Source organism: Staphylococcus sp. HGB0015 (assembly GCF_000411275.1).
Taxonomy (GTDB): domain Bacteria; phylum Bacillota; class Bacilli; order Staphylococcales; family Staphylococcaceae; genus Staphylococcus; species Staphylococcus schleiferi.
Map to the genome: position 1 here is coordinate 1,120,072 of NZ_KE150417.1, position 22,543 is coordinate 1,142,614.

At 35.9% G+C, this 22,543-nt stretch carries 17 protein-coding genes; 3 read left to right on the forward strand and 14 right to left on the reverse strand.

The annotated features are described in order from the left end of the window. Positions 1-51: 51 nt before the first annotated feature. The 12 genes from pnpS to HMPREF1208_RS05270 form a co-directional block, all read right to left on the reverse strand. A complete protein-coding gene (pnpS, locus tag HMPREF1208_RS05215) occupies positions 52-1,752 on the reverse strand; it encodes a two-component system histidine kinase PnpS (protein ID WP_016425314.1) in 1,701 nt (566 codons plus the stop codon). Next, on the reverse strand, positions 1,753-2,457 hold the full coding sequence (locus tag HMPREF1208_RS05220; protein WP_016425315.1) for a response regulator transcription factor: 705 nt from the start codon (positions 2,455-2,457) through the stop codon (positions 1,753-1,755). It abuts the gene before it with no gap. A 350-nt stretch (positions 2,458-2,807) separates the two neighbouring features. Continuing rightward, on the reverse strand, positions 2,808-4,070 hold the full coding sequence (gene icd, locus HMPREF1208_RS05225) for an NADP-dependent isocitrate dehydrogenase (RefSeq protein WP_016425316.1): 1,263 nt from the start codon (positions 4,068-4,070) through the stop codon (positions 2,808-2,810). 44 nt (positions 4,071-4,114) lie between these two features. Next, complete coding sequence (locus tag HMPREF1208_RS05230) at positions 4,115-5,233, reverse strand: citrate synthase (protein WP_016425317.1); 1,119 nt, start codon at positions 5,231-5,233, stop codon at positions 4,115-4,117. Positions 5,234-5,702: 469 nt separating this feature from the next. Then, the gene (gene pyk, locus HMPREF1208_RS05235; protein WP_016425318.1) at positions 5,703-7,463 is read right to left on the reverse strand and encodes a pyruvate kinase; all 1,761 of its coding nucleotides are present in this window, start codon (positions 7,461-7,463) and stop codon (positions 5,703-5,705) included. A gap of 19 nt (positions 7,464-7,482) precedes the next feature. Beyond that, entirely contained in the window at positions 7,483-8,451 is a 969-nt protein-coding gene (gene pfkA, locus HMPREF1208_RS05240) for a 6-phosphofructokinase (RefSeq protein WP_016425319.1), read from the reverse strand. 595 nt (positions 8,452-9,046) lie between these two features. Then, a complete protein-coding gene (locus tag HMPREF1208_RS05245; protein ID WP_016425320.1) occupies positions 9,047-9,991 on the reverse strand; it encodes an acetyl-CoA carboxylase carboxyltransferase subunit alpha in 945 nt (314 codons plus the stop codon). Then, on the reverse strand, positions 9,991-10,851 hold the full coding sequence (gene accD, locus HMPREF1208_RS05250) for an acetyl-CoA carboxylase, carboxyltransferase subunit beta (protein ID WP_016425321.1): 861 nt from the start codon (positions 10,849-10,851) through the stop codon (positions 9,991-9,993). Before accD ends, HMPREF1208_RS05245 begins: the two co-directional genes overlap by 1 nt. A gap of 38 nt (positions 10,852-10,889) precedes the next feature. Beyond that, positions 10,890-12,128 carry an NAD(P)-dependent malic enzyme gene (locus HMPREF1208_RS05255; protein WP_016425322.1) on the reverse strand — a complete coding sequence of 413 codons (1,239 nt, stop codon included), beginning with the start codon at positions 12,126-12,128 and terminating at the stop codon, positions 10,890-10,892. 149 nt (positions 12,129-12,277) lie between these two features. Next, complete coding sequence (locus HMPREF1208_RS05260) at positions 12,278-15,466, reverse strand: DNA polymerase III subunit alpha (protein WP_016425323.1); 3,189 nt, start codon at positions 15,464-15,466, stop codon at positions 12,278-12,280. A gap of 15 nt (positions 15,467-15,481) precedes the next feature. Beyond that, positions 15,482-16,414, reverse strand: a complete 933-nt coding sequence (locus HMPREF1208_RS05265; protein WP_016425324.1) for a DHH family phosphoesterase — start codon at positions 16,412-16,414, stop codon at positions 15,482-15,484. A gap of 12 nt (positions 16,415-16,426) precedes the next feature. Beyond that, positions 16,427-17,722: a DRTGG domain-containing protein gene (locus HMPREF1208_RS05270; RefSeq protein ID WP_016425325.1), complete on the reverse strand. Its 1,296-nt coding sequence runs from the start codon at positions 17,720-17,722 to the stop codon at positions 16,427-16,429. Between the two features lie 320 nt (positions 17,723-18,042). On the opposite strand from HMPREF1208_RS05270, the gene HMPREF1208_RS05275 reads away from it, so the two are divergent. Beyond that, positions 18,043-18,456: a universal stress protein gene (locus HMPREF1208_RS05275; protein ID WP_016425326.1), complete on the forward strand. Its 414-nt coding sequence runs from the start codon at positions 18,043-18,045 to the stop codon at positions 18,454-18,456. A 140-nt stretch (positions 18,457-18,596) separates the two neighbouring features. On the opposite strand, the gene HMPREF1208_RS05280 is transcribed toward HMPREF1208_RS05275, so the two are convergent. Beyond that, positions 18,597-19,286 (reverse strand): metal-dependent hydrolase, encoded by a 690-nt coding sequence (locus HMPREF1208_RS05280; protein ID WP_016425327.1) that lies wholly within the window; start codon positions 19,284-19,286, stop codon positions 18,597-18,599. Between the two features lie 218 nt (positions 19,287-19,504). Here HMPREF1208_RS05280 and HMPREF1208_RS05285 point away from each other — a divergent pair, with 218 nt between their 5' ends. Beyond that, positions 19,505-20,560: a M24 family metallopeptidase gene (locus tag HMPREF1208_RS05285; protein WP_016425328.1), complete on the forward strand. Its 1,056-nt coding sequence runs from the start codon at positions 19,505-19,507 to the stop codon at positions 20,558-20,560. Beyond that, positions 20,557-21,216, forward strand: a complete 660-nt coding sequence (locus tag HMPREF1208_RS05290) for a copper homeostasis protein CutC (RefSeq protein ID WP_016425329.1) — start codon at positions 20,557-20,559, stop codon at positions 21,214-21,216. Before HMPREF1208_RS05285 ends, HMPREF1208_RS05290 begins: the two co-directional genes overlap by 4 nt. A gap of 113 nt (positions 21,217-21,329) precedes the next feature. On the opposite strand, the gene ald is transcribed toward HMPREF1208_RS05290, so the two are convergent. Next, positions 21,330-22,454, reverse strand: a complete 1,125-nt coding sequence (gene ald / locus HMPREF1208_RS05295; protein WP_016425330.1) for an alanine dehydrogenase — start codon at positions 22,452-22,454, stop codon at positions 21,330-21,332. Between the last annotated feature and the right edge of the window lie 89 nt (positions 22,455-22,543).

Consider the following 22,543-nt stretch of genomic DNA (forward strand, 5'->3'; position numbering starts at 1 on the left):
TACAGTTTCATCGTCTCATTCTCTCGTGATGCGGGATCTCTATTTTTAAGATTACTCAGGCAAAACAACTTTAAATTTCGAGCCTTTACCTAATTCTGACTCTACTTCAATACTTCCTTGATAGGATTCAACAATGTGTTTAGTAATCGACAGTCCTAAACCTGTGCCACCGGACTCTCGACTACGCGCTTTATCGACGCGATAAAATCTTTCAAAAATACGATATTTTTCTTCTTCACCAATTCCAATACCTTGATCAATGACTTCGATAACCGGATGCATGTCATCTTGATAGACTAATAATCTCACAGTACTGTCTTCTGGAGAATAATTGACGGCATTTGTCATTAAATTGACAATCACTTGTGAAATTTTACCTTCATCTGCCATCGCAAAAATATGTGGTTCAATTTCATCAACTAAGCGTATCGATTTTTCATTGGCAATATGTTCTATAACAGAAAAAGAAGACTTTGCGACTTCAGAAAGATCAATTCGATGTTTTTCTATCGTCGTATTTTGCTCAATTTTAGATAAATCAAGTAAATCTTCGACTAAAGATTGAATTCGATTTGACTCTTTCAAAATAATATTGAGAAACATATCCAAAGATGCTTCATCATTTTTCGCGCCTTCAATCAATGTCTCTGTAAAACCTTTCATAGACGTGATCGGTGTTTTGAGTTCATGGGATACATTGGCTACGAAGTCTCTTCTTAAATTTTCAAGTTTCTTGAGCTGCGTAATATCATGAAGTACAATAACCATCCCTTGTAAATGTTTTTTTGTTCGAGACAAAATAGGCACGCATGAAGTATCGAAAAATTTCTGATGAATATGATTGATTAAGATTTCAACTTGTTTATATACCGCTTTTTCAGTTCGAAAACCCTCTACAACGAGTTTTTTCAATGTTGGATGTAGATATTTCTCATAATCTTGGTTTTCAACATTATGTGACTCATTAAAAATTGTATAGTAGGTTTGATTGGCTACCACAATTTTCCCGCTTTTATCTATCATTAAAACTGCACTCGGGATATTTTCGAGCGTTGTAACTAAACGATTGCGTTGAATCTTTTGATCACTGTTCAGTTGTTCTAATCTTCGTGCTAAAACATTAATTGTTACATAAAGCTCTCTCATTTCTTTAACACTACTCTCAGGCACTCTCACTCGATAGTTACCGTCAGTGAGAAGTGAAGCAGCATACGAGACTTCATTAATCGGTTGGATATACGTCCGGTTGATATAACGTACTGTAAAAAAGAGGAGTGCAATGATCAACATACCAACCAAAATTAAATACTTCCAAAATTGTAATTGTAATTCGTAAACCATGTCAAAAGTGCCATTAATCAATAACGTCGTATCATCTTTACGATAACCAAACCAATATTTTTTTGTTTTAGCATCCAATTCATACGCATTATTGTCACTTTTTAATTGTTGTAAAACTTGTTTTTCTTTTTGTGAATCTATTTTATCGTGATTCGTCTTGAATTCCGTTCTTTGCCCTTTTTCAATAATCAGCATGTTCGTATCATAAATACGTGCCAGTTCTTGGATACGTTGGGGGTTGTTTTCTTTATTTAAAGTGATAATTTGCTTCGCTTCTTTTATTAAAGACTTTTTCTCATACTCTACTGACTTTGAATAAATGCTATTATGCACGATAAATCCTAATAAAAGAAAACTTACAACAGTGATTGTTGTAAGTATAATTAAAAGCTTGTGATAAAATTTTATCATTTATTTTGGTCGCTCCAATTTATACCCTAAACCACGTACCGTTTTAATCAACTGGGGCTGTTTCGGATTTTCTTCAAGCTTATCACGTAAATGACTAATATGGACATCGACAATTCTAGAATCACCCGCAAACTCATAATTCCAAACTGAATTCAGCATATGTTCACGTGTAATGACACGGCCTTGTCGTTCGACTAAATATAATAATAATTCAAATTCCTTAGGTGTTAACTCTAGTAATGTATCATTACGATAAACTTCAAAAAAGTCTGGACGAATTCTAATATTTCCAATGACAATATCTTCATCATCGTCTTCATTTTTTACGGAATCAACGACAGATGAACGACGCAAAATCGCTTTGACACGCGCAACAACTTCTCTTGGTGAAAATGGTTTGGTCATATAATCATCTGCACCTAATTCGAGACCAAGCACACGATCAAATTCGTCATCTTTAGCAGTTAACATTAAAATAGGAACTTGATTTTTATCTGATCGAATCGTTTTGCAGACTTCTATACCGTCTTTTTTAGGTAACATGACATCTAAAACAATTAAATCGGGCTTTTTTTCTTTTTCTTTTTGCAATGCTTCCTCACCATCTTGGGCAATCTCTACCACATACCCCGCTTGCTCAAGATTATATTTTAATAATGTTACGATTGATTGTTCATCATCAACGACAAGCACTCTTTGAGCCATACATCTACCTCCTTATGATATTAATTTCATTATAACTTAAAATGAACTTAAAAATAATATATAGTTAAGTAACTTTACAATAACTTAATATAACGTTAATAATTTCAATATAAAAGCACTTCGTTATACATGAATCAATTATATAGAGATTCTTATAGTTTACAATAAGCGTGAATAATGAAACTTAATTTCGCTATACAAATGCTTTAGTGAAATAGTGATGATGGCATTGAAGCGAGATACAGTATTTCATTAAAGGGTGAATTCGAGTCACTAAAAAAGGAATCAAACGAGATTTTCAATATGACATTGAAGCTCGGTTTGATTCCCATTGTATATCATCTTAATGATTAAAGATTTTTAATTAATTCGTCTGCAAATTCAGATGTTTTAACTTCAGTTGCACCTTCCATTAAGCGTGCAAAATCATAAGTTACAACTTTAGAAGCAATTGTTTTTTCAACTGCTTGTGTAATTAAATCCGCAGCTTCTTGCCAACCTAAATGTTCTAACATTAATACACCTGATAATAATACAGAAGAAGGATTAACTTTATCTAAGTCTGCATATTTTGGCGCTGTTCCGTGCGTTGCTTCGAAAATAGCGTGACCAGATTCATAGTTGATGTTTGCGCCTGGCGCAATACCGATACCTCCAACTTGTGCAGCAAGCGCATCAGAAATATAGTCCCCATTTAAATTCATTGTTGCCACAACATCATGGTCAGCTGGACGTGTTAAAATTTGTTGTAAGAAAATGTCTGCAATAGAGTCTTTAATAATAATTTTACCGTCTTTTTCAGCTTGATCTTGAATACGATTAGCTTCATCTTTACCTTTTTCATCAACTAAGCGGTCATATTGTTGCCATGTGAAGACTTGATCACCAAATTCTTTTTCTGCCAAATCGTAACCCCATTGTTTAAAGGCACCTTCAGTAAATTTCATAATGTTCCCTTTATGCACAAGTGTTACAGATTTGCGTTGATTGTCCAAAGCGTATTGAATCGCAGCACGTACTAAACGTTCAGTTCCTTCTTTTGATACAGGCTTAATACCAATACCAGAAGTTTCAGGGAAGCGAATATTTTTTGCACCCATCTCATTTTGTAAGAAATCAATTACTTTTTTAACTTCATCTGTACCTTCTTTGAATTCGATACCTGCATAAATATCTTCAGTGTTTTCACGGAAGATGACCATGTCTGTATCTTGTGGACGTTTCACTGGTGATGGCACGCCTTGGAACCAACGTACTGGGCGTAGACATGTAAATAAATCCAATTCTTGACGTAATGCAACATTCAATGAACGGATACCACCGCCGATTGGTGTTGTTAAAGGTCCTTTAATCGCTATCAAGTATTCTTTGATTGTATCGAGCGTTTCAGAAGGTAACCATTCTCCTGTTTGATCATATGCTTTTTGACCTGCGAGCACTTCTTTCCATGAAATTGATTTTTCTCCAGAATATGCTTTTTCTACAGCTGCATCAATCACACGACTCGCTGCTTTCCAAATATCAGGTCCGATACCGTCACCAATAATAAATGGAATGATAGGTTGATTAGGAACTTGTAAACCATTATCCGTTTTTACGATCTTTTCACTCATTGTTATATACCTCCGATTTTTAAATCATCTTAAATGCAATAGATTTAGCGTTCTTGAATTGGAACATATTTACGATCAACTTCACCAACATAAGTTGCACGTGGACGCATAATTCTATTATCTCTAAGTTGTTCTAAAATATGTGCAGTCCACCCTGAAGTACGACTGACTGCAAAGATAGGTGTAAAGAGATCATGTTCTATCCCCATACTATGATAAACAGTCGCACTATAGAAGTCTACATTTGGGAGAAGGCCTTTTTCTTCTTTCATAATATCAGCAATTTTAACTGACATTTTGTAAAGATCACTTTGGCCTGTTTCGTCGGTAATTTTTCGACTCATTTCTTTTAAATATTTGGCACGTGGATCACCATTTTTATAAACACGATGACCAAATCCCATAATTTTATCTTTGTTTTTAAATGCTTTTTCTAAATAAGGTTCCACATTATCGATAGAGCCGATTTCTGTTAACATCTTCATTACACGTTCATTCGCTCCACCGTGTAAAGGTCCTTTAAGTGAACCAACTGCTGCAGTGATACCTGAATACATATCAGATAATGATGATACGGCACATCGCGCTGTGAAAGCAGACGCATTTAATTCGTGATCAGCGTGTAAAATTAACGCTTTATTGAAACCTTCAACTTCAACATCTGTTGGTTTTTCACCGCGTAACATGTATAAAAAGTTTGCCGCATAGCTTAACGATGCATCCGGTTTTACAGGTTGTTTCCCATCTCTTACTCGAGCAAATGATGCAACAAGTGACGCAATTTTTGCTTGAATTCGAATCGCTCTTTCTTGTAATGCTTCTTCCCCATTATCGTCCGCATTTTCATCAAAATGAGCGAGATAAGAAACTGATGTGCGCAATGCCGTCATTGGATGTACTTCATCTGTTGTATATTCTTCAAAATGACTGTACATTCTTGGATTTAAAGTCATATACTTAAATAACTTTTCTTTTAATTCAGATAATTCTTGTTCTGTAGGTAATCGATAATTCCACAATAAGAAAACAACCTCTTCAAATTGTGCGTTTTCTGTCAGGTCATCAATATCATAACCTGCATAAGTTAATTGACTGTCAATAATTGAGCTGATTTTTGTTTCAGCAGCGATTACCCCTTCAAGACCTCTCATTAATTCTGCCATATGAATTTCCCCTTTACTTTATATTCGTTCTTTGTAATGGCTTTCATATATTATTATAGCCAATATGAAGCAATTTGTGAACATTTTAAGAACGGTCGTATGTAAAAATAATCTTATTTCAAACTCAGAAATATATATTTCATATTTTTCGAAAACGCTGATATAAAGCGTTTTCTTTTGTCTTTTCATTCTTAATCATAGCACCATTGTATAATTATTTGCATTCTTTATCATTCATAATAAAAAGATTTGATGACTCGGATTTATTAAAATTTCGCGCCTTAAGTGTAATAACGCTTTTTATGTAACTATTTTATAAAAACAAAAGGACGAAACTACGGCCTAAATTTTACATTTAGACACCCTAGTTTCGCCCCCACACAAACACTCGAAATCATTAAAATCGGTTATCGATTTAAAAATCATCTCGCTGTGTTCCGTTCTTCCTTATTGCGAATTCTATTTAATTTTAAAGTACGTTAGCATAACCTTCGTAAACTTTACCTTGTGCAGCATCCACTGTTACTAAAATACCACTTGGAATGTTTTTAGTTACGTCTTCAACGCCTACGACAGTTGGAATACCTTTTTCTAAACCTAAAATCGCGCTTGAAGATGTTAAACCTGCTTCTTCTGTAACGAGTGCGACTGCTTGATCTAAATAAGGTACCATTTTTTCATCAACTGAAGGTGTTACGATAACAGCTTGCTCAAGATTTTCTCCCTCTAATTCTGATGCATCATTCACAACTACTGTTCTTCCTACAGCTGAGTTGCGTCCGATACCTTGCCCGTTTGCTAAATCTTCACCGATGAGGTGTAATTTCATTAAGTTTGTAGTTCCTGATTCACCTGTTGGCACACCAGCTGTGATGATAATTAAATCGCCTTTTTCAACACGTTCTGTTTCAATGGCTGTTGCAACCGCATTGTTTAATAATTCATCAGTTGTGTAGTTACCTTCACGTACAACAGGGTAAACACCCCAAACAAGTGTACATTGACGTGCTGTTGTCGCAAGTGGTGTCACTGCAATAATGTCTGATTTTGGTCTGTATTTAGAAATTGTACGTGCAGTTGTACCACTTTCAGTTGCAGCAACGATTGCATTGACTTTTAAGTTCAATGCTGTGTGTGCAGCAGAAACACCAATTGCATTTACAAGTGAAGTTTCTACAAGTTTAGTACGATCTGATAAGAGCTTTTTATAATCTTGTGCTTGTTCCGCAGCATATGCAATGTTATTCATCGCTTTAACTGCTTCTTCTGGATAAGCACCTGCAGCTGTTTCACCAGATAACATAACCGCATCTGTACCATCATAAATGGCATTGGCAACGTCAGAAGCTTCCGCTCTTGTCGCACGTGGATTACGTTGCATTGAATCCAACATTTGCGTTGCAGTGATAACAGGTTTACCTAATTTATTACATTTACGGATTAAGTCTTTTTGAACAATTGGTACAGTTTCTGGTGGAATTTCAACACCCATGTCACCTCTGGCAACCATTAAACCGTCAGAAACTTCAAGAATTTCATCTATGTTATCAATACCTTCTTGGTTTTCAATTTTAGGAATAATACTGATTGTATCGTTTTTCACTTCTTCTAAAATTCTACGGATTTCTAAAACGTCACTTGCACGTCTGACGAAACTTGCAGCAATAAAGTCAACTTCTTGGTCAATACCAAAGCGGATGTCTTCTTCATCTTTTTCAGTAATACCTGGCAAGTTCACACTCACGCCCGGTAGGTTCACACCTTTTTTGTTTTTAAGTTCACCTGTGTTAAGAACTTTACAGTGTACTTCACCCGCAGCATGATCTATTGATTCAACTTCTAATTCAATTAATCCGTCATCTAATAGAATAAATGAACCGATTTCAATATCATTGATTAATTCTTCATATGTGACAGAGAACTTTTCCGGTGTACCTTCTACTTCATGCATACTTACTGTAACATGTGAACCTTTTTCTAAAGTAATCGCACCATTTTTCATATTGTGCGTACGAATTTCAGGTCCTTTCGTATCAAGTAAAATACCAATATTTTTTTCTAACTTTTTCGCTACTTTACGAATTGAACGGATACGTGCTGCATGCTCATCATGAGAGCCATGAGAAAAGTTTAAACGTGCCACATTCATGCCGGCTTTCATTAACTTTTCTAACATATCTTCTGATTCTGATGCTGGTCCAATCGTACAAACGATTTTAGTTTTTTTCATTTGGAAATGCCTCCTAAAATTAAATAGATAATTCTTTAGTTAATTCTAACATGTGTTGATTAATTTGATGCTCAGTTGAATTGAAAATTGTATCAAAATCTGTCGCTGTAAGGCGGTTATCTTTAATACCAACGCCTTTCGCTGTTTCACCATCCATAAGAAGCTCAACAGCAAAGCCACCTAATCTAGAAGCGAGTACACGGTCAACACCGGTAGGGCTACCCCCACGTTGAATGTGTCCTAATACAGATACACGTGCGTCTACATTGATGAATTTTGTCAATTCACCAGCACATGCTTGGCCTGTCATACAACCTTCTGCAACAATGATAATGGAATGCTTTTTACCTCTATCGATCCCTTTTTGGATTTTTTCAGCAATGTCTTGAATATCAACTTTTGTTTCAGGTAAGATAATTGTTTCAGCCCCTACTGCTAATCCAGACCATAAAGCAAGGTCACCACAATTTCGTCCCATAACTTCTATGATAAATGTACGCGCATGACTTGAAGCGGTATCACGAATCTTATCGACAGACTCTATAATAGTATTTAGTGCTGTATCAAATCCAATTGTAAAGTCAGTACCATTAATGTCATTATCAATCGTACCTGGAATTCCAATCGTTTGGATTTCTTTACATTCTTCACTAATACGTTGCGCACCACGGTAACTACCATCACCGCCAATGACAACAAGCCCTTCAATGCCTCGTTTTTTAAGATTCTCAATTCCTTTTTGACGTACTTCTTTTTCTTTAAATTCTGGGCAACGTGCTGAATATAAGAAAGTTCCACCACGTTGAATTGTATCACCCACAGTACCAAGCTCTAATTTGCGAATATCATCATTGATAAGGCCTTGATATCCTTGATAAACACCATACACTTCAATATCATGATAAATCGCTTTTCTTACTACAGCACGAATTGCTGCATTCATCCCTGGAGAATCTCCACCACTCGTTAAAACTGCAATTTTTTTCATGTAGACATACCCTTTCTTGCATAGTTGTTAAGTTAAAAATACCATAATTTGATGATGCATTCCATCAAAAATAGGTGCAAATAAAAATGAAAACGGTTTTTTAATATGAATTCATGAATCCGCCACAAATGGCGTTTTCATAACATTTTCATATAAAAATTAACCAAGTTATAATTCTATTTTATTTTATATCATGACTTAATTTTTGGTATTGTCAATTTAACGTTTAGTCGATGCAATTACTGTTGACTTTAAAATAAAAAGCATCTTTTAGAGAGCTGTCTAGGCTTATCAAAATGAAAATAAGTATTTCAGAATATCTCATTTGCCCCTATGACATCTCCTTTTGGCATGAATAACCGTACCGTCCAATAGTGTAACTTTTTTAAATGAAGGCTTCAAATAATAAATATAATTAAGCAAAACAAAAGTAGAACGGAATATTTACTTTAAAAAGCTAAAACCCGAGATTTTTTAAAACAATCATCTCGGGTTTTAGCTCAGATTTATCTTATTCAAAATTTCTACAATGGCACTATCATTATACAAATTTCATGTCATCTGCATATTTGAAGTTCAATTTAAACGATAGATTTTATTCTACAAAAGAACCAATATTTCGGAACTTCTCAAAACGATCCTCTTTAATCGCTTCAGATGTCATATTTTCAAATGCCTTTAAATGGCGCGTGAATTTTTCTTTAATGCTTTTACCTAAGGCTTCTGCATCATGATGCGCACCACCAAGAGGTTCTTTGACCACTTCATCGATTATATTAAGCTCTAATAAATCATAGGCTGTAATTTTCATTGTTTCCGCCGCAATTTTTGCTAAAGCACTATCTTTCCATAAAATGCCTGCTGCACCTTCAGGAGATATAACAGAGTATGTACTATTTTCTAACATTAATAATCGGTTACTCACACCTAAACCAAGTGCACCCCCACTTCCTCCTTCTCCAATAACAATAGAGATTACAGGAACAGTGAGCCCCGCCATATCGACGAGATTTCGTGCGATGGATTCACTTTGACCGCGTTCTTCGGCAGCTTTACCTGGATAAGCACCTTTCGTATCGATAAATGTAAAAATAGGGCGGTTGAACTTTTCCGCTTCTTTCATCAATCTCAAAGCCTTACGGTATCCTTCTGGATGAGCCATACCGAAGTTACGATAAATATTATCTTTCGTATCTTTCCCGCGTTGATGCCCAATTACTGTTACTGGACGGCCGTCTAAATATGCTAATCCACCGATAATCGCAGGATCATCTCTGAAGTTTCGATCGCCGTGTAGTTCTATAAAATCATCAAAGATAAATGGAATATAGTCCAAAACAGTAGGTCTTTCAGGTAATCTTGCTATTTGTACACGATCCCAAGGCTTCAAAGATGTATAAATTTTTTCTTTTTCTGTTTGTAATGCTGCTTCAAGAATCTCAATTTCATCAGACAAATCAACATCATTTTTTGCCTGAGTCTCCTGTAAAGATTCAATTTTATTCATAATATCTTGAATTGGCTTTTCAAAATCAAGCATTACTTTTTCACCTCACGATGCATATCAAATAATGTAGCAAGTGTTTTTTTCATTTCGCTACGGTGTACAACCTTATCCAATTGGCCATGCTCCAATAAAAATTCAGCGGTTTGAAAATCATCCGGTAATTTTTCGTTAATCGTTTGTTCAATCACACGTCGACCTGCAAAGCCAATCAGAGCTTTTGGCTCAGCAAGATTGATATCTCCAATAGAAGCGAAACTAGCAGAAACTCCACCAGTTGTTGGATGTGTCATATAAGAAATAAATAATAAGCCAGCATTTGAATGCTTTTCTAAAGATACACTCGTTTTAGCCATTTGCATCAACGAAATAATACCTTCTTGCATACGTGCACCACCAGAAGCCGTGAATAAAACAAACGGCAAACGTTCTTCAGTACAATGGTCAACGATACGACAAATTTTTTCCCCGACAACTGAACCCATACTCCCCATTCTGAATCTTGGGTCCATGACACCTACACCAAACTTATTCCCATTAAGTTCGGCAGTGCCTGTTACGATTGCTTCATTTAATCCTGTTTTTTCTTGGTCTTTTTCAAGTTTTTCTTCATAGCCAGGAAAGTTTAATGGATTTGCAGAGGTCATCCCCTTATCAAATTCTTCAAAAGTTCCTTCATCCGAAATGGCATCAATTCGATCATATGCAGAAAGTTGTATATGATGATCACAATTAAAACAAACATTTAAGTTTTCAGTTAGCTCTTTTGTATACATTATCTTTTTACAGTTAGGACATTTTGTCATGATGCCTTCTGGAACTTCATTCTGTTTTGAATCTTGAACCGTAACATATTTCTTCTTTTTAGAATTACGATTAAAAAAATCTTTGAACATCTCTATTACCTCCACATAACCATCGGCTATCAATCAGCTTATTTTGACTTATTTAAATCAGTAAGTGATAACGTTTTTTCGTATACCGCTTCTGGATCAACTTCGATTCTTGCGACACCTGATTCCATTGCAGCACGTGCAACTTCTCTTGCAACAGAAGGTGCTACACGATAATCAAATGGTCCTGGAATCACATAATCAGCATTTCTTTCTTCATCTGTTATTAAGTTCGCAATCGCTTCAACAGCGGCTTGTTTCATATCTTCATTGATATGTGTTGCGCGAACATCTAACGCACCACGGAATATACCCGGAAATGCGAGTACGTTATTGATTTGATTTGGAAAATCAGAACGGCCTGTACCGATAACTTTAGCCCCTGCATTTTTAGCTTTATCTGGTGTGATTTCTGGATTTGGATTCGCCATCGCAAAAATGATAGCATCTTCATTCATTGATTTCACCATGTCTTCTGAAAGCGCATCTGCAACTGATACACCAATGAAGACATCTGAGTCTTTAATCACGTCTTCTAATTTACCTTCTTGCTTGTCTTTATTTGTCCATTTCGCAACAGTTTCTTTAGTAGAATTCATACCATATGATCTACCTTCAAAAATGGCACCTTTAGAGTCACACATAATCATATTTCGAACACCATAAGAATATAATAATTTAACAATAGCGATACCTGCTGCGCCTGCACCATTTAAAATCACTTTAATGTCTGCTAAGTCTTTGTTAACAATTCTAAGCGCATTAATAAGTCCAGCAACAGTTACAATTGCTGTCCCATGTTGATCATCATGAAAAACAGGGATTTTTGTTTCTTTTTTCAAACGTTCTTCAATTTCAAAACAACGCGGTGCAGAAATATCTTCTAAATTGACGCCACCAAAATTAGGTTCTAAAAGTTTAACAGTACGAATAATTTCTTCTGTATCATTCGTTGATAGAGATAACGGAATTGCATCGACACCCGCAAAACTTTTAAATAATACGGCTTTACCTTCCATAACAGGAATACTTGCTTCAGCACCAATGTTTCCTAATCCTAGAACAGCTGTCCCATCTGAAATGACAGCTACAGTATTACTTTTCATCGTGTAATCATAGACACGGCTTGGTCGTTCATGAATATCTTTACAGGGTTCTGCTACCCCAGGTGAATAGGCCAAACTAAGTTCTTCTTTATTTGTTACTTTAACCTTTGGACAAACAGCTAGTTTACCTTGATTTTCTTTATGCATATGCAATGCATCGTCTCTTAAAGACATTCACCATCATCTCCAATTATAATATAAATTCATTTTTTATGAATAAGTCCTTATTTTATCGCCATTATAATATAGCACATTCTAAAAACATGTCAAAGTAACCTTCTGACAGCAAGTACATAGAAGATACCCTACAAAATTATATACCATTATAACAAACGAATATGTTGTGGTTCAATCGCTTTTAATAACTGCGTCAGTTGCTCAGAGTTCTTTTCAATATCACCTATAGGCTGAAATTGATTCGATGATTCGTTGTAGAAATAGACCGGCACTGTCGTTTTCGATTTTGCTGAAAACAGTTGATTTTGTAACCCTTCCGGTACTGTTTCCCTAATCACAATTCGATTTACAGCGTTCTTCTTTTCCTCTTCATATTGTTCAAGCGGCGTTATCTTTTGAATTATCATCTGCATCTTTTCATTTCTTTTTTCAAATTTACCCCAAACAATATAATAAGCATTTTCTTGAATAAGTTCCGCGAAACTTTGAAAGACTTTTGGAAAGATGACACCATCTACAGTGTGTTCCCCATCATTCAACTCAACGAAAGCCATTTGTTGCCCTTGTTTTGTTCGGATAACACGAATCGCATCCATTGTTACTAAAATAGGTTGATTGATTAATTTGCTATTCAATTGGTAAATGCCGAGATATTGCTTTTTCACAAATTGTTTCTCCACTGGATGCATCGAAACGTAAAAGCCGAGATATTGCTTTTCATAGTCACTTAACTGTTGTTCTGGCATTTCTTCTGTTTCAAGGTAATCTCTTTTAATTGTTGCAAACGTATCTACAAAACTTTGATCAATATCACTGTTAGAGTCGGTTACTTTGTCAATGGACTGTAAAAGTGTCGCTCTATTCTTGTCGAAACAATCTAAAGCCCCAGTTAAAATAAGTGCTTCAAGTAAGCGTCTCGTTCGTATTCGATTAGGGATACGATCACAAAAATCAAAAAAGTCTTTAAAAGGCCCGTGCTCGATGCGCTCTGACACAATAGCTTGTACACTTTGATATCCGATTCCTTTGATAGCACCTAATGAGATATAAACACCTTTTTGTGTGGCGACATAGCGCCATTGACTCCAGTTAATATGCGGGCCATGAATTTTAATCTGCTGTTGTTTAGCTTCTTGAATCATTAATTGTGTCTTTGCTTCGTTTCCAATGACATTACTCAATATGTTGGCATAAAAATAAGTTGGATAGTGCACTTTCAAATAAGTCATGATATAAGCAATTTTCGAATAGCTCACGGCATGGGCTCTAGGAAAACCGTAATCAGCAAATTTCAATATTAAATCAAAAATTTGACTGCTCAACGCATTAGCATAGCCCTTCTTCATTGCACCATCCATAAAATGCTGGCGTTCATTTTCCAATACTTCTCTATTCTTTTTGCTCATTGCACGTCTTAAAATATCAGCTTCACCATATGAAAAACCTGCAAATTGACTCGCAATTTGCATAATCTGTTCTTGATATATAATCACGCCGTAAGTCCTTTTTAGAATCGGTTCTAAATCTGGATGTAAATATTGAACTTGCGAAGGATCATGACGTCGTCGAATATATGTTGGAATTTCTTCCATCGGGCCAGGTCGATATAAAGAGGTCACAGCTACTATATCTTCAAAATGCTCAGGCTGTAGTTTTTGCAATACACGGCGAACCCCGTCAGACTCTAATTGGAAAATACCTGTCGTTTCGCCTTTTGAAAGAAGTCGAAATACTTCCTTGTCATCAAAAGGAATCTCCTCAATATTTAAATCGATTTTCATATCATGTTTAATTTGTTTAATGATTTGATGAATGATTGTGAGATTACGTAATCCTAAGAAATCAATTTTTAATAAACCGATTTTTTCAGCCTCAGTCATCGTCCACTGTGTTAAAAGTCCTGTGTCACCTTCAGTAAGCGGAATGGATTCGTATAATGGCTGGTCATTGACAATTACACCCGCTGCGTGCGTAGATGTGTTCCGAGGTAAACCTTCAAGTTTTTTACAAAATTCGAACCAACGTTCATTTCTATGATTTCGATGCACAAATGCTTTAAAATTCTCTTGTGCATAAGCTTCATCAAGGGTCACACCTAATTTACTAGGAATAAGTTTAGAAGCTTCACTCAACGTTGTTTCATCAAATCCCATCACTCGCCCCACATCTCTTGCCACTGCTTTGGCAAGTAAATGACCAAAAGTGACAATACCTGCCACACGATAATCACCATATTTGTTTTGTACATATTGGATGACTTTTTCTCTCTGTGTATCTTCAAAGTCGATATCAATATCTGGCATTGTGACACGCTCAGGGTTGAGAAAGCGCTCAAAAAGTAAGTCATACTTCAAGGGGTCAATGGTCGTAATATTGAGTAAATAACTGACCAAAGACCCTGCTGATGAACCCCGACCCGGTCCTACCATGACACCATTTGATTTGGCATAACGGATTAAGTCACTCACTATGAGAAAATAATCGGCATAACCCATTTTAGTGATGACTTGATATTCATATTTTAACCGTTCCATATAATCCGGTTTTGATAACCCCATATTTTGTAACGACTGTTCCAATACCCGCCATAAATAATGATCAGCAGAGCTACCATCAGGTGTTTGAAACTCTGGAAGCAGTGCTTGATGATATTCAAGTTTTGCCTCACATAAATCTGCCACCTCATCCGTAGCGTTCACATATTGTGCATTGATTTCAGCTTCACTTAGTTCGTTTATGGTAAACATATGACGTGAAGGTCCATCTTCGTTGTCTACAAAATTCACTTTTGTATTATCACGAATGGCATTTAAGACTTTTAATGTATCTTTATCTTCGGGTTTTAAATAAAAAGCACTTTCCAAATAAACACGAGGTATCGCATGGTCTACAACGGAATGATGATTCACATAATATGAACTTTCTATAGGTATTTCGTCTAACCAATGCAATGTTTGCTCAGTCATATTTTTAAAAATAACGACATTATGTTGTAGATACGCTTGAATATCGTAAATCGATACTTGTTCCCGTTGGTTGACTTGAATATCTGTTGACAATTGAAAAAGATTTTTCAAACCTTCGTTATTTTTAGCGATGAGAACCACTTCTAAAACGTTCAGTTGATCTGTGATATATACCGTCATCCCAAGCAACGGTTTAATGCCTTTTTTAGTACACTCGTCATAAAACTGAGGCACACCATACATGACATTTAAATCTGTAATCGCAATAGCTGAGTAGCCTAATTCAATCGCACGCGCAATTGCCCCTTTAATTGTTATACTTGAATTTAAAAGTTCATATGAAGTATGAATATTTAAATGGGCAACCATCGTAGACACCTTCTTTTACAATTTATTTTTTAATTTCGTGGCAAGCGTTTCAAATTCATCCCAAGAATGTACAGAAGCACCTGCTGCGTTGGGGTGCCCCCCGCCACCAAATTGTGCAGCGACATCGTTAATCGTTATTTGTTTAGAACGAATGCGACAGCGTATTTCTTTACCTTCATCAACAGCAAATACCCATATTTTTAATCCTTTTAAATCAGCAACCGCATTGACATAGAGTGATGCTTCATTCGGTTGAATTTGGTATTTTTCTAATACATCTGCCGTGATTTTAACTTTACAAAAACCTTTTTCATCTAATTCAAAATTTTGGAGCACGTACCCATGAAATGGCATTAAACGGGGTTCTTTTTCACCCAATTGATTGAGTAATTGATCATGCCCGATATCATATTTTAAAAGTTCACTTGCGATTTCCATCGTTTTAGGAGACGTATTACTGAAGAAGAAACGTCCCGTGTCTCCAACAATTCCAAGATATAACGATGATGCGATGGCTTTATTTAAAATTTCAAGATCTCCAGAATGTCGAATGATATCAAAGATGATTTCGCTCGTAGACGAAGCATCGACATCGACATAATTAATGTCACCATAATCATCTACCGGTGGATGATGATCGATTTTGATTAACGCTTGACCTTCGCTGTACCGTGCACCATCAATACGCGGTGCATTTGCAGTATCACATACAATGACAAGTGCATCTTGATATTGTTCACTTTCTACTTGGTCTAAATCGCTCATAAACGCAAGTGAAGGTTCTACTTGTCCCACTGCAAAAACCAATTTTTCAGGATATTTTGCTTTCAAATAATATTTTAATCCCATTTGTGATCCCATCGCATCTGGATCGGGTCTCACATGGCGATGAATAATAATCGTATCAAATGCCTGAATTTTATTTTGAATTTCTTCTATTAATTTCATAATATTCACTCCCTAATGGTCTAGTAGTTGACACATAATTAAAGCTTTAGCCACAGGTTGTTTTGCACTTTCCATTGAAACTTCAACTTTAGCAAAATTTCTTCCCATGTCTAAAATGGTATAGAGGACTTCAACTTCGCTTTCAATCTGTACCGTACGAATATAAAAAATGTTCAAACTTTCAATCATAACCTCTAATTTTTTATGTTTTCGCATAACTGACTTAATTGTTTCTTCAATAATTGCCACTGTGACAGATTTACTTAAAGTTCCGAATTGATTGGTTAATTGAGGTGTAACTTCTACTACAATTTGATTGTTTCTAATTTCGATATGTTTAGCAACCTGATCGTTTATTGTTTCACCCACTTGCGGTTGCCGTCCAACAATTTGCATTGCTTTCAAGACATCTTCCCTTGAAATGACACCTATTAATCGTTTTTGTGCATTAATAACGGGTAGCAATTCGATTCCTTCCCAAATCATTAAATGTGCACAACTTGCAACTGTAGTATTTAATTGTACACTAATCGCTGGTTTTTTCATGACTTTATGTAATTTTTCTTCAGGATTTTTACCAATAATATCCTTACTTGTAATAAGTCCGGCTAATTTTTCATAGCGATCCACTACTGGAAAACGTGAGTGTGAAGACTCATGAGACTTTTTCCCAACATCGGCAACAGTCATTTCATCATACAAATAAGATGTTTCTTCAATTGGAATCACAATATCCTCAACAACCATAATTTCTTTCTTTATCATTTGATTATACATTGCTCTATTAATTATATTGGCTACCATAAAAGTATCATAATTTGATGAAATAATAGGCAGATTTTGATCATTTGCCATCGTTTTAATTTCATCTGTTGTATCAAAACCACCTGTAATGAGTATTGCACTCCCCTTTTCAAGTGCCGCTTTTTGCACATCGAGACGATTTCCGACAATGAGCAATGTGTTTTTCGATACATAATTTACGACATTATCCACTTCCATTGCACCAATCGCAAATTTTGTTAAAGAGTTAAATTGACCGCCTCTGCCAGCAATCAAATGGCCATCCACAATTTTGGCAATTTCTCTAAACGTCAAATGATCTACTTTTGCTCTTGTTTTTTTCTCTATTCTCACTGTTCCAACACGGTCAATCGTTGCAACCAAGCCGCGTTGATTTGCATCTTTTATGGCACGATACGCCGTTCCTTCCGACACATCTAAGTCTTTTGCAATTTTGCGTACGGATATCTTTTGGCCCACTGATAACGATTCTATATGTTTAATAATTTGCTCATGCTTTGTCATGTGTCTCCCTCGATTTGATTAAATTTTATATGATTCTACATTTGTCACGACAATATGAAAAGTTTCAACCAGCATACACACCTCGTGACTATAAAAAAGAATTAGTCATTCATCTGTCGTCTGACATCCAAACGAAAGTGTGTTTATTTTTTTTACTTTTCGGCTTTATCTTTTAATTTTATTCATACATTTTGGATTACTTGTATATTATAACGTTTTTCAAATTGTATTGCGAAGTTATCGTCATGCATATTCATACTTATAAAAGATGGCATTTCATTTTAATTTTGTTTAGACTGGATATAAGGAGGATGATAGAGATGCATAAAAATATTTTACTGGCAGTTGACACAGATTTAAAAAACACAAAAGCATTGCAAGAAGTTGTGAAACTTTCAGGTAAGACGACAACTGTAACAATGCTCAATATCATCGCAGAACAGGACGCCCAAGCCTCAGTAAAAATGGGGACACATATTGATGAGCTCAAACATATTCGCCATACACAAATGGCCCCTACACGAGAAACATTAGAAGAACATGGTATTCAATATGAAGAAGTGATTGAGCGCGGCAATCCAAAAGAAAAAATCGTGACATATGCGAATAGTGGTCAATATGATATTGTTGTGCTCAGTAATCGCAAAGCAGAAGCAGCTCAAAAATTCGTCTTAGGCAGTGTGAGTCATAAAGTAGCAAAACGTGCTAAAATCCCAGTCCTTATCGTTAAATAATCGTTTGTAAATGCGTTTGTGGTAACCATACAAAAACGATAGACACCTCAACTGTTTTAATAACTACAAACAAAAAGACAAGGATATGAGCAATAGAAATCAAAAGTGATTCTATTCTCAAGTTCCTTGTCTTTATTTGATTAAAATTCGACAACTTCACCTGGTTTTAAGATTTGAACGCGACCTTCATAAACCGCTTCTTTAAATTTAACCGGGTCTTGTTCATTTAAAGGAAACGTATTGTAATGAATCGGTACTGTGAGTTTCGGTTTAATTAAATGATTGATTGCATAACTTGCGTCTTCAATTCCCATTGTGAAATTATCTCCAATAGGCACGAAACAAACATCAACAGGGTGTCGTTCTGCGATTAATTTCATATCACTGAATAAACCTGTATCTCCTGCGTGATATATCGTTTTTCCATCTAATTCTAATATCACACCCATTGGCATGCCTAAATAGATTGGAATACCTTCATCGTTCGTTAAACTTGAACTATGAAAAGCTTGTACAAATTTTACAACACCAAAATCAAATTCCCATTTTCCACCAATATTCATAGGATGTACATTTTCAATACCTTTGGCCGTAGATAAATAATTAGCTACTTCAGCACTACCGATCACAGTGGCATGATTGCGATTGGCAAGTTCAACTGTGTCACCAAAATGATCTTCATGTCCATGTGTGAGTATAATATAATCCACTTTTAAATCTTCAACATTTAAATCTGATAAGTCATTACCTGTAATAAAAGGATCTATAATACCTGACTTCCCATTCGCTTCAAAATAAACCGTTGATTGACCATGAAATGATAACTTCATGTTTGTATCCTCCTTTTAACCATCTTTGCCTCTTTATAGCTATACCTCAATATTAACAAGTTAATCCTTTGAAATCTAAATTTTATTGTTCTACTTCGGCTATTTTTTATTTTATCTTCTTTATGCTGCAATTCATAAACGAAAAAACGATACCCTCTATTTTGCATTCTTTGATGAGCTAGAATAAAATAGAAGAAAAGATATAAGGAGGCGCTTTTATGTCAAAGTTAGATCAAATCGTACAAGCATTAAAAGAAAATGAAGCGGATGCCGCATGGATTTCACATCCTATCAACATTTTCTATTTTACAGGATATAAATCAGATCCTCATGAACGCTTATTTGCATTGCTTGTTAGAAAAGAGGGTGAACCTATTTTGTTCTGTCCACAACTCGAAGTGGAAGAAGTTAAAAATTCACCTTTTGAAGGTCAAATTATTGGTTATTTAGATACTGAAAATCCATTTGACAAGCACCCAAATCATTATGACAAATTGTTGATAGAAGAAAGTCATTTAACAGTTCAAAGATATCATGCTTTGAAAGAGGCGTTTGGCACAAAAACATTTGCGCCAATTGATCAAACAATCAAGCAATTACGTAATGTTAAAACAGATGATGAAATTAAAGCGTTAGCAGAAGCTGCACACCTGGCTGACAAATGTATGGAAATTGGTAAAGCCTTTTTAAAAGAAGGTGTAACCGAACGTGAAGTTGTCAATCATATCGAAAACGAGATTAAACATTACGGGGTATCAGAAATGAGTTTTGATACTATGGTTCTTTTTGGTGACCATGCTGCTGCACCACATGGTACACCTGGTGACAGAAAACTAAAAAATGATGAATACGTGTTATTCGATTTGGGTGTCATTTACAACCATTATTGCAGTGATATTACCCGCACGATTCCATTTGGCAATCCAGACCAAAAAGCACAAGAAATCTATCAAATTGTATTACAAGCTGAGACAGAAGCAATCGAACTCATTCAACCGGGCGTTAAAATTAGCGACCTTGATTGCAAAGCACGGGGTATTATTGAAAACGCAGGGTTTGGAGAATACTTCCCGCATCGTCTTGGACATGGTTTAGGACTTGAAGCGCATGAGTATCAAGACATTTCTCATACAAACGATCATTTATTAGAAGCAGGTATGGTTTTAACAATTGAACCAGGAATTTATGTTCCTGGCGTTGCAGGCGTTAGAATTGAAGATGATATTCTCGTTACTGAAAATGGTCATGTCCGCTTATCGAATTATCCAAAATGATAAAGGAAGCTGTCGCATCGTCGTTACGTGAAGTAGAGGCGAAGTTAAAAGCAGGTGCACATCGAATTGAGCTTTGTGACAACATGACTCAATTGGGAACGACACCGAGTTACGGTATGGTGAAAATTGCAAGTGAAATGTGTCGACTTCATGGTGCAGAACTCGCAGTCATGATTCGACCACGAGGTGGTGACTTTTGTTACAACTGGTATGAATTTGAAGCGATGCAAGCAGATATTCAACTGTTGAAGTCACTTTCCGTCGATGCCTTTGTTTTCGGTTGTTTAACGCCCAATCAAACTTTAAATACATTTCAAATGAAAACACTCATATCACTTGCACATCCAATCCCTACTGTCTGTCATATGGCTTTTGATTATATATATCCAGCAGGACAAACAAAAGCATTACAAGAGCTAATAGACCTTGGTGTACAAAGATTACTGACTCACGGCGGACTACCTGATACTGATTTAATTGATAACTTACCACGCATCGCAAAATTTGTGACACAATTAAAAGGAAGAATAGAAATCATGCCTGGTGGCGGTATCAACTATCAAAACTTACCCCACCTTTTAGAGCTGTTTCCATTCCAAGAAGTACACGGTAGCCCGATTGTAAATGAAGATTATGAGACACCATTAGATCAGTAATCTGTTAAAGCAAATAAATTATTAAACAAAAACCTAAGTGGAAAGATTCATACAAATAAGGAAGCGGAACAGCATCGATTAAATCGCTGTTCCGCTTCTTACTTTATCAAATATTATACTGTCTCTTTTAATGCATCACTTACAGACGTATAACTGTAATTAAATGCATCAGCAACAGCTTTATTTGTAATTTGGCCAGCAAACACATTCAATCCATGTGAGAGTGGTTCATTCTCTATGAGTGCACGTTGATAACCTTTATTCGCAAGCTGCAACGCATACGGTAAGGTCGCGTTGTTTAAGCCAATTGTCGATGTACGTGGTACTGCACCTGGCATATTTGCGACAGCATAATGGACAACATCATGTTTAATATAAGTTGGATTATCATGCGTTGTGATACGATCTGTCGTTTCAAAAATACCACCTTGATCAATGGCAATGTCAACAACAACTGAGCCAGGTTTCATCTTTTTAATCATCGCTTCAGTAACTAACTTAGGTGCTTTTGCTCCTGGAATTAAGACAGCACCAATCACTAAGTCACTTTCGATAACATGTGCCTCGATATTTAATGGATTAGACATGATGGTTTGAACACGACCATCAAATAAATCTTCAAGCTCTTGTAAACGTTTTGGATTTACATCAAGGATGGTAACATCTGCGCCAAGACCTAACGCGATTCTTGCAGCATTAGTCCCTGCTTGGCCCCCACCAATAATTGTTACCTTACCTTTTTGTACACCGGGGATACCCCCTAATAAAATACCCATGCCACCGTTAAAACGTTGTAAAAATTGCGCCCCTATTTGAGTCGACATCCGTCCTGCAACCTCACTCATTGGTGTAAGAAGTGGTAATGTTCGATCAGCTAATTGCACTGTTTCATATGCAATGGCTACCACTTTTTTATCGATGAGTGCTTGAGTTAATTCTGGTTCATTCGCTAAATGAAGATAAGTAAACAGAATGAGACCTTCTTTAAAATAAGCATATTCCTCTGATAATGGTTCCTTTACTTTAATGACCATATCTACGTCCCAAACTTGTGATTGACTATCGCTGATTTCAGCCCCCGCTTGAACGTAGTCAATATCCTCGAAATAAGACCCCTCACCGGCACGTGTTTCTACAAGGACTTCATGTCCTGCCTCAACTAAAGCGTGCACACCGCTTGGTGATAAACCTACACGATTTTCATTATTTTTAATTTCTCTTGGAATTCCAATTCTCATACTCCTTGCACCTCCAAACTCATGATAACGCATACATTATGTAAGCGCAATCATTAAATTTTTGTAAAATCAACACATTTAAAATCCGA

What these genes read in the sequence shown, in the direction of transcription:
- pnpS (WP_016425314.1), bottom strand. Translation starts at nt 1,752, where the DNA reads ATGATAAAATTTTATCACAAGCTTTTAATTATACTTACAACAATCACT.
- HMPREF1208_RS05220 (WP_016425315.1), bottom strand. Translation starts at nt 2,457, where the DNA reads ATGGCTCAAAGAGTGCTTGTCGTTGATGATGAACAATCAATCGTAACA.
- icd (WP_016425316.1), bottom strand. Translation starts at nt 4,070, where the DNA reads ATGAGTGAAAAGATCGTAAAAACGGATAATGGTTTACAAGTTCCTAAT.
- HMPREF1208_RS05230 (WP_016425317.1), bottom strand. Translation starts at nt 5,233, where the DNA reads ATGGCAGAATTAATGAGAGGTCTTGAAGGGGTAATCGCTGCTGAAACA.
- pyk (WP_016425318.1), bottom strand. Translation starts at nt 7,463, where the DNA reads ATGAAAAAAACTAAAATCGTTTGTACGATTGGACCAGCATCAGAATCA.
- pfkA (WP_016425319.1), bottom strand. Translation starts at nt 8,451, where the DNA reads ATGAAAAAAATTGCAGTTTTAACGAGTGGTGGAGATTCTCCAGGGATG.
- HMPREF1208_RS05245 (WP_016425320.1), bottom strand. Translation starts at nt 9,991, where the DNA reads ATGCTTGATTTTGAAAAGCCAATTCAAGATATTATGAATAAAATTGAA.
- accD (WP_016425321.1), bottom strand. Translation starts at nt 10,851, where the DNA reads ATGTTCAAAGATTTTTTTAATCGTAATTCTAAAAAGAAGAAATATGTT.
- HMPREF1208_RS05255 (WP_016425322.1), bottom strand. Translation starts at nt 12,128, where the DNA reads ATGTCTTTAAGAGACGATGCATTGCATATGCATAAAGAAAATCAAGGT.
- HMPREF1208_RS05260 (WP_016425323.1), bottom strand. Translation starts at nt 15,466, where the DNA reads ATGGTTGCCCATTTAAATATTCATACTTCATATGAACTTTTAAATTCA.
- HMPREF1208_RS05265 (WP_016425324.1), bottom strand. Translation starts at nt 16,414, where the DNA reads ATGAAATTAATAGAAGAAATTCAAAATAAAATTCAGGCATTTGATACG.
- HMPREF1208_RS05270 (WP_016425325.1), bottom strand. Translation starts at nt 17,722, where the DNA reads ATGACAAAGCATGAGCAAATTATTAAACATATAGAATCGTTATCAGTG.
- HMPREF1208_RS05275 (WP_016425326.1), top strand. Translation starts at nt 18,043, where the DNA reads ATGCATAAAAATATTTTACTGGCAGTTGACACAGATTTAAAAAACACA.
- HMPREF1208_RS05280 (WP_016425327.1), bottom strand. Translation starts at nt 19,286, where the DNA reads ATGAAGTTATCATTTCATGGTCAATCAACGGTTTATTTTGAAGCGAAT.
- HMPREF1208_RS05285 (WP_016425328.1), top strand. Translation starts at nt 19,505, where the DNA reads ATGTCAAAGTTAGATCAAATCGTACAAGCATTAAAAGAAAATGAAGCG.
- HMPREF1208_RS05290 (WP_016425329.1), top strand. Translation starts at nt 20,557, where the DNA reads ATGATAAAGGAAGCTGTCGCATCGTCGTTACGTGAAGTAGAGGCGAAG.
- ald (WP_016425330.1), bottom strand. Translation starts at nt 22,454, where the DNA reads ATGAGAATTGGAATTCCAAGAGAAATTAAAAATAATGAAAATCGTGTA.